Raw genomic sequence first — 7,389 nt, forward strand, 5'->3', positions numbered from 1 at the left:
GCGCTGGGCCTGATCGAGGGTCTGCGCGAGCGGGGTCTGGACGTGCCCGGTGACGTGAGCGTGATCGGTGTGGACGACAGTCTGCCCGGCCGGCTCAGCCGGCCGAAGCTGACGACGATCACGATGCCGACCGCGGCGGCCGGGCGGATGGCGGTCGACCTGCTGCTGGCCTCCGTCGCGGCGGGCGAGGCGGCCCCGCGCACCACCGCCAGGCTGGAGACCCACCTGGTGATCAGAGAATCGACGCAGAGAGCGAGTTCACCGTGAGATTTGGATCCACGCCCGCAGGGGAAGCCGTGGACCGGCACGTCCTGTCGAACGGCCGGATGCGCGTAGGGATCCTGACCCTCGGCGCGATCGTCCAGTCGGTGGAGCTGCCCGACGGGACCGACGTCGTCCTGGGCCTGCCCACCGTGGCCGACTACCTGACGCGCAGCCGCTACTTCGGCGCCGTCGTCGGCCGGTACGGCAACCGCATCGCGGGCGGCCGTTTCACCCTCGACGGGACCTCGTACCGGCTCCCGCTCAACGACAAGGGCAACAGCCTGCACGGCGGGGAGAGCGGATTCGACAAGCGGATCTGGCAGGCCGAGCCGGACGGCGAGCGGGCCGTCCGGCTGACCCGTGTCAGCAAGGACGGCGAGGAGGGCTATCCGGGCACGCTCACCGTGTCGGTCACCTACGCCCTCACCGACCGCGACGAGCTGCGGATCGGCTACCACGCCGTCACCGACGCGCCCACCGTGCTCAACCTGACCAACCACTCCTACTTCAACCTCGCGGGCTCGGGCGACGTGCTCGGGCACGTGGTGACCGTCGAGGCCGACCACTACCTGCCGGTCGACGAGGGCAAGATCCCCCTGCCCGGGGAGCCCGCGCCGGTGGCCGGCACGCCGTACGACTTCACCCGGCCGCAGGCGGTGGGCGCGCGGCTGGAAGGCTGCTACGACCACTGCTACGTGCTGCGCCCCGGCGGGACGATGCGGGTGGAGGAGCCGGTGAGCGGCCGGGCGATGGAGGTGACGACCACCGAGCCGGGAGTCCAGTTCTACACCGGGCACATGCTGGACGGCGTCGCGACGCCGTACGGCAGGTTCGCCGGGTTCTGCCTGGAGACGCAGCACTTCCCGGACGCGCCGAACCGGCCCGACTTCCCCTCCACCGTGCTGAGGCCGGGGCAGGAGCACGTCTCGGAGACCGCGTACCGGTTCGTGTTCTGACGGTTCGTGCCCTGAACGGTACATGAGCTGATCCACCCGCCGTGTCAGGGGAGCGTGCCGCTCCCGGGTTCCCCGGGGCCGGCACGCTCCCTGATCACATTCGCGAGCATTCATCCTATGATTCGATGTCTTGCCTCGCCCTGCAACCGCTTGTAGCAATGAAGCCGCAGCCGGAAATTTGTTTACCCGGGGCACACCTGTCGGTAACCGTTCTAGCTGCACGAACGTGGTTATCGATATATCGGTAACAGCTATGTAACGGCTGCAAAGGGTTGACGTAACTTTCCTCGGCGCTATAGGAAAGCGCCATCCAATTACGTCACATCGGGAGGTCCCGTGATGACGACCGAATCAAGAACCCCCCGCGCCCGTTCTGCACCGGGGTGCCGCCATGGTTGATTCGCTGTCGCTGAAGTCCGAGGTCGCGGCTCCCGCCCCTGCTCCCGCTCCCAAGCGCGGGCGTGGGCGCCCCCGACCCAGTGTCCGCTCCCGCCGCGAGGGGTGGGCGGCCTATGTGTTCCTCATTCCGTGGTTCCTGGGCCTGTTCCTGATCACCATCGGCCCCATCGTGGCCTCGCTCTACCTGTCCTTCACCGACTACAGCCTCCTCGACGAGGCCAAGTGGGTCGGCCTGGACAACTACGTGAAGATGTTCACCGAGGACCCGCGGTTCTGGGCCTCGCTGAAGGTCACCACGATCTACGTGGTCGTCTCGGTGCCGCTCCAGCTCGGCTTCGCCCTGGCTCTGGCGCTGCTGCTGGACCGGGGCCTGCGGGGCCTGTCCTTCTACCGGTCGATCTACTACCTGCCCTCGCTGCTGGGCGGCAGCGTGGCGATCGCCATCCTCTGGCGGAAGATCTTCGGTGCGGACGGCCTGGTCAACGCGGTGCTCGCGATCTTCGGCATCCAGGGCACCAGCTACGTCAACAACCCCGACACCGCGCTGAGCACCCTGATCCTGCTGCACGTCTGGACGTTCGGCGCGCCGATGGTCATCTTCCTGGCCGGTCTGCGGCAGATCCCGAGCAGCTACTACGAGGCCGCCTCGATCGACGGCGCGGGCGTCGTCCAGCAGTTCAAGTCGGTCACGCTGCCGCTGCTCACGCCGATCATCTTCTTCAACCTCGTACTCGAAGTGATCAAGTCGTTCCAGTCGTTCACGCAGTCGTTCATCGTGAGCAACGGCACGGGCGGCCCGAGCGACTCCACCCTCTTCTACACGCTCTACCTCTACTCGAAGGGGTTCAAGGAGTACGAGATGGGCTACGCCTCGGCGATGGCCTGGGTGCTCGTGATCATCATTGCCGGCCTGACCGGGGTCAACTTCCTCGCGTCCAAGTATTGGGTCTTCTATGGCGACGACAGTAAGTAGCCGGAATCCGGTCCTGTACCGGCGCCGCGTCTCCAGGGGCGCCAAGCACCTGATGCTGATCGGCTTCGGCCTGGTCATGCTCTACCCGCTGCTGTGGATGATCTCCAGCTCCCTGAAGCCGGAGGAGCTGATCTTCCGCGAGCCCGGCCTGATCCCCAGCGAGTTCACCTTCAAGAACTACACCGAGGGCTGGACGGCGCTCGCCCATCCGTTCGGCTACTACCTGTGGAACTCGGCGGTCATCACGGCGCTGTCGGTCGTCGGCAACCTGGTCGCCTGCTCGCTGGCCGCCTACTCCTTCGCCCGCCTGAACTTCCCGCTGAAGAAGCTCTGGTTCGCGCTCATGCTCGGCACGATCATGCTGCCGTTCCACGTGGTGATCGTGCCGCAGTACATCGTGTTCTCCCAGCTGGACATGATCAACACGATCTGGCCGCTGATCCTGCCGAAGTTCCTGGCCCACGACTCGTTCTTCATCTTCCTGATGGTCCAGTTCATCAGGACGCTCCCGCGCGAGCTCGACGAGGCCGCCTCGATCGACGGGGCCGGGTACTGGCGCACGTTCTTCCGCGTCATCCTCCCGCTCTGCACCCCGGCGCTGGCCACTACGGCGATCTTCACGTTCATCTGGACGTGGAACGACTTCTTCAGCCAGCTGCTCTACCTGAACAACCCCGACAACTTCACCGTCCCGGTGGCGCTGCGCACCTTCCTGGACTCCAGTGGTGAGTCGTCATGGGGGCCGATGTTCGCCATGTCGATCATCGCCCTCGGGCCGATCTTCGGATTCTTCCTGGCCGGCCAGAAGTACCTGATCCGTGGCATGGCGACCACGGGTCTCAAGTAGTCCTCTTCAACCCCCCCTGAGAACGAACAAGAGGAAGGACGAGAGATGCGCTCTCTCAAGACGGCGGCCCTGCTCGCGGTGGCCGCGATGACCCTGGCGGCGTGCGGCAGCGGCGGCGACGCCGCCGAAGGCGACGGCAAGGTCAAGCTGCGCTTCTCCTACTGGGGCTCCGACGCCCGGCAGAAGCTCACCGAGCAGGTCATCGCGGCGTTCGAGAAGAAGAACCCGACCATCGACGTGGTCGGGGAGTTCTCCGACTGGCCGAGCTACTACGAGTCGCTGGCCACCAAGGTGGCGGCCAACGACGCGCCCGACGTCATGACCCTGGAGATCCGCGGCCTGGCCGAGTACGGCGGCCGCGGCGCCCTCGCCGACCTCGCCGGCAAGGTCAACGTCGCCGACCTCGACCAGCAGGTGCTCTCCACCGGCAACTTCGACGGCAAGCAGTACGCCATCCCCACCGGCGTCAACGTCATGGGAATGATCGTCAACAAGGCCGCCCTCGACAAGGCGGGCGAGGAGCTCCCGGACGACAAGACCTGGACCTGGGACGACTACATCAAGCTCTCCGAGAAGATCACCAAGGCCGGGGACGGCTCGACCTTCGGCACGGAGTACACCTTCAACCAGGTGTACCTGTCCATGTTCGCCGCACAGCGCGGGGAGAAGTTCTACAACAACGGCAAGATCGGCATCACGCCCGAGACGATCAAGGCCTGGTGGGCGAACTTCGACCAGCTGATCAAGACCAAGGGCTCGCCCGACGCCGCGAAGATGGCCGAGATCGCCGCCGCCGGCGTGGAGCAGTCGCTGATCGGCACCAACAAGGGCGTGTTCGGCATGTGGTGGAGCAACCAGCTCGGCACCCTGAGCAAGGTGTCCGGCTCCGAGCTGACCCTGCTCCGCCTGCCCAAGGCGGAGGGCGCCTCCAGCCACGGCATGTTCCTCCAGCCCGCCATGCACTGGACCGCCTCCAGCAAGACCGAGCACCCGGCCGAGGCCCAGAAGTTCATCGACTACCTGGTCAACGACCCGGAGGCGGCCGGCATCCTGCTCAGCGACCGCGGTCTCCCGATCAACTCCAAGGTCCTGGCGGCGGTCAAGGACAAGCTGCCCCCGGCCGACCAGCAGAGCCTGACCTTCGTCGACTCGATCAAGAGCGAGCTGGCCACGGCGGAGGTCCCGCCGAAGGGCGGCTCGAAGATGGAGGACATCGTCCGCCGCTACTCCGAGGCGGTGACCTCCGGCCAGCAGAGCGCCGACGAGGCGGCCACCAAGCTCCTCGAAGAGGCCAACGCGGCCATCGCCGGCTAGCCGCCGCATCGGGGACACACCCTCAGACTGCCGTACGGCTCGTTGCGGGAGCGCGCGAGCCGTACGGCGCACCATCGGGGAGAAGAGATGAGATACGCATTCGTCGGGCTCGGCCACCGCGCCCAGATGTACGTCGACGCGCTGCTCGGCGACTGGGGCGACACCGGCACCGTCGTCGCCCTGTGCGACAGCAACCGGACCCGCATGGACTTCTACGTCGAGCGGATCGGCGCGCCGGTGCCCTGCTTCGCGCCGGACGACTTCGGCAAGATGCTCGAACTGTGCGACGCGGTGGTCGTCGCCACCGTGGACGCCACGCACGCCGACTACGTGGTCACCGCGCTGGACGCGGGCAAGCGGGTGATCGTGGAGAAGCCGCTGACGATCGACGCCGAGAGCTGCGCCGCGATCGCCGCCGCCGCCGAGCGGAGCACCGGCTCCCTGGTCGTCACCTTCAACTACCGCTACTCGCCGCGCAACTCGGCGGTCCGCCGCCTCATCATGGACGGCGCGATCGGCGAGATCACCTCCGTGCACTTCGACTGGGCCCTGGACACCATCCACGGCGCCGACTACTTCCGCCGCTGGCACCGGGACAAGGCCAGCTCCGGCGGCCTGCTGGTGCACAAGTCCACCCACCACTTCGACCTGGTCAACTGGTGGCTGGCCGCCGCCGCGCAGGCCGTGTACGCCCAGGGCGACCTGCGCTTCTACGGCGCGGAGAACGCTCAGGCCCGCAACCTCGGCACCCGGCCCGAGCGCGGCCAGGGCGCGCCCGGCCTCGGCACCGACCCGTTCATCCTGGACATCTCCGCCGACCCCCGGCTCAAGCGCCTCTACCTGGACGCCGAGCACGAGGACGGCTACATCCGCGACCAGGACGTCTTCGCCGAGGGCGTCACCATCGAGGACAACATGGCGGTCCTGGTCCGCTACGACAACCGGGCCGTGCTCACCTACTCGCTCAACGCGCACGCGCCCTACGAGGGCTACCGCGTCGTCTTCAACGGCACCGGCGGGCGGATCGAACTGGAGGTGTGCGAGCGGGCCTGGACCCCGCCGCACGCCGCGATCGACCCGACCGCGGCCTCCAAGGAGCACGCGGCGGGGGCCTGGGAGAAGCTCGTCCTGCACCAGCACTGGCAGGAGGCCAGGGAGATCCCGATCGAGCAGGGCGCCGGCGGCCACGGCGGCGGCGACCGGCTGCTGCTGGACGACGTCTTCCGCGGGCCCGGCGACGACCCGCTGGCCAGGCAGGCCGGCTATCTCGACGGGATCCGCAGCGTCATGGTGGGCGCCTCGGCCAACGAGTCGATCCGCACCGGCCGGCCGGTCCACCTCACCGCCGGCGGCACCCGCGTGTCGGACAGCTGAGTGGTGCCGTCCGACCCCCCCACCGCACGGGACGGCGCCGCCGCGCCGTCCGATCCGGCCGGTGGCCCGCGCCGCCTGCGGCATCTCGGTGAGTTCTCCGCCCTCGCCGGCATCGCCGCGGCGCAGCGCGGGCTGTTCCCCCGGCCCGGCCCCGGACTGCGCGAGCGGGCCCGCGACGCGCTGGGCGTCCTCGACCTGACCGCCGCGGACGTGCGCACCGAGCGGACCTGGACGGCGGGCGCGCTGCGCGGGGAGGAGGTCTCCTGGGACGTCGGGTTCGGTCCCAGGACCCGCGCCTATGTGCTGCGCCCCCGCGAGGCGGGCGGGGCGGTGCTGCCGGGCGTCCTCGCGCTGCACTGCCACGCCGGGATGAAGTGGGCGGGCAAGGAGAAGATCGCCGACGGCCCGGAAGGCCACTCTCCCGAGGTGGCCGGGCTGCGGGCCGCGCTCTACGGCGGCCGGGCGTGGGCGGGCGAACTGGCCCTGCGGGGGTTCACCGTGCTGGTCCCCGACGCGCTGGGCTGGGGCAGCCGCAGGGTCCCGCTCGCCGACATGCCGGAGAACGTCCGGGGGAGGCCCGAACCCGGGCTCGGCGAGGCCGGCCGCTACGACGCCGCGGCCGCCCGGCACGAGCACGTGCTGGCCAAGTACTGCACCGTGCTCGGCACCTCCTACGCGGGCGTCGTCGCGGGGGAGGACCTGGCCGCGGCCGCCTACCTGCGCGCGCGCCCCGACACCGGTCCCGTCGGCTGCGCCGGGCTGTCGGGCGGAGGACTGCGCGCGGCCCTGCTCGGCGCCTTCGACCCGGACACGGCGGCGGTCGCCGTGGTCGCGATGGTCTCCTCCTACCGCGACCTGCTCGACGGGTACGTCGCGGGACACACCTGGATGTTGTACCCTCCGGGCCTGTCCAGACTGTGCGACCTGCCCGACCTCGTGGCCTGCGCGGCCCCCAGGCCGCTGCTGGTCTGGTACGGCGAGCACGACGCGATCCTTCCGCTGAGCGGGATGCGCCGTGCCCATACGATGATCACGGCACACTATCGGCAGGCCCAGGCGGACTACACGGGCGTGTTCGCCGACGCGGGGCACGAGTTCGGCCTCGCCGCGCAGGAGCGGGTCTTCGGTTGGCTCGCCCGCTACGTGAGAGCAGATGGAGGTGGGCCGTGGCGGTGACGATCCGGGATGTGGCGCGGGCGTCGGGGGTGCATGTCTCGACGGTGTCGCGGACGTTTTCGGCGCCGCATCTGGTGAATGCGGAG

At 69.0% G+C, this 7,389-nt stretch carries 8 protein-coding genes; all 8 read left to right on the forward strand.

Annotated features, from left to right (window positions below; translation table 11 throughout):
• Positions 1-267 (forward strand): substrate-binding domain-containing protein (locus FHS22_RS36940; RefSeq protein WP_184948851.1); only part of this gene is annotated, 267 nt, incomplete at its 5' end.
• A 29-nt stretch (positions 268-296) separates the two neighbouring features.
• Positions 297-1,220, forward strand: a complete 924-nt coding sequence (locus tag FHS22_RS36945) for an aldose epimerase family protein (RefSeq protein ID WP_338048123.1) — start codon at positions 297-299, stop codon at positions 1,218-1,220.
• A gap of 391 nt (positions 1,221-1,611) precedes the next feature.
• Positions 1,612-2,592: a carbohydrate ABC transporter permease gene (locus tag FHS22_RS36950; protein WP_184948853.1), complete on the forward strand. Its 981-nt coding sequence runs from the start codon at positions 1,612-1,614 to the stop codon at positions 2,590-2,592.
• Entirely contained in the window at positions 2,573-3,439 is an 867-nt protein-coding gene (locus FHS22_RS36955; RefSeq protein WP_184948854.1) for a carbohydrate ABC transporter permease, read from the forward strand. Before FHS22_RS36950 ends, FHS22_RS36955 begins: the two co-directional genes overlap by 20 nt.
• 45 nt (positions 3,440-3,484) lie before the next feature.
• The gene (locus tag FHS22_RS36960; protein ID WP_184948855.1) at positions 3,485-4,753 is read left to right on the forward strand and encodes an extracellular solute-binding protein; all 1,269 of its coding nucleotides are present in this window, start codon (positions 3,485-3,487) and stop codon (positions 4,751-4,753) included.
• Between the two features lie 87 nt (positions 4,754-4,840).
• Positions 4,841-6,127: a Gfo/Idh/MocA family protein gene (locus tag FHS22_RS36965; RefSeq protein ID WP_184948856.1), complete on the forward strand. Its 1,287-nt coding sequence runs from the start codon at positions 4,841-4,843 to the stop codon at positions 6,125-6,127.
• A 3-nt stretch (positions 6,128-6,130) separates the two neighbouring features.
• Positions 6,131-7,303 (forward strand): dienelactone hydrolase family protein, encoded by a 1,173-nt coding sequence (locus FHS22_RS36970; RefSeq protein ID WP_184948857.1) that lies wholly within the window; start codon positions 6,131-6,133, stop codon positions 7,301-7,303.
• A partial coding sequence (locus FHS22_RS36975) for a LacI family DNA-binding transcriptional regulator (protein WP_184948218.1) occupies positions 7,294-7,389 on the forward strand: 96 nt, incomplete at its 3' end. The genes FHS22_RS36970 and FHS22_RS36975, both read left to right, overlap by 10 nt.

Source organism: Thiemannella venezuelensis (assembly GCF_014203605.1).
Taxonomy (GTDB): Bacteria; Actinomycetota; Actinomycetes; order Streptosporangiales; family Streptosporangiaceae; genus Planomonospora_A; species Planomonospora_A venezuelensis.

Bases quoted from the DNA above. Each gene is read 5' to 3' on its own strand.
- FHS22_RS36950 (WP_184948853.1), top strand. From the start codon at position 1,612: ATGGTTGATTCGCTGTCGCTGAAGTCCGAGGTCGCGGCTCCCGCCCCT.
- FHS22_RS36960 (WP_184948855.1), top strand. From the start codon at position 3,485: ATGCGCTCTCTCAAGACGGCGGCCCTGCTCGCGGTGGCCGCGATGACC.
- FHS22_RS36965 (WP_184948856.1), top strand. From the start codon at position 4,841: ATGAGATACGCATTCGTCGGGCTCGGCCACCGCGCCCAGATGTACGTC.
- FHS22_RS36955 (WP_184948854.1), top strand. From the start codon at position 2,573: ATGGCGACGACAGTAAGTAGCCGGAATCCGGTCCTGTACCGGCGCCGC.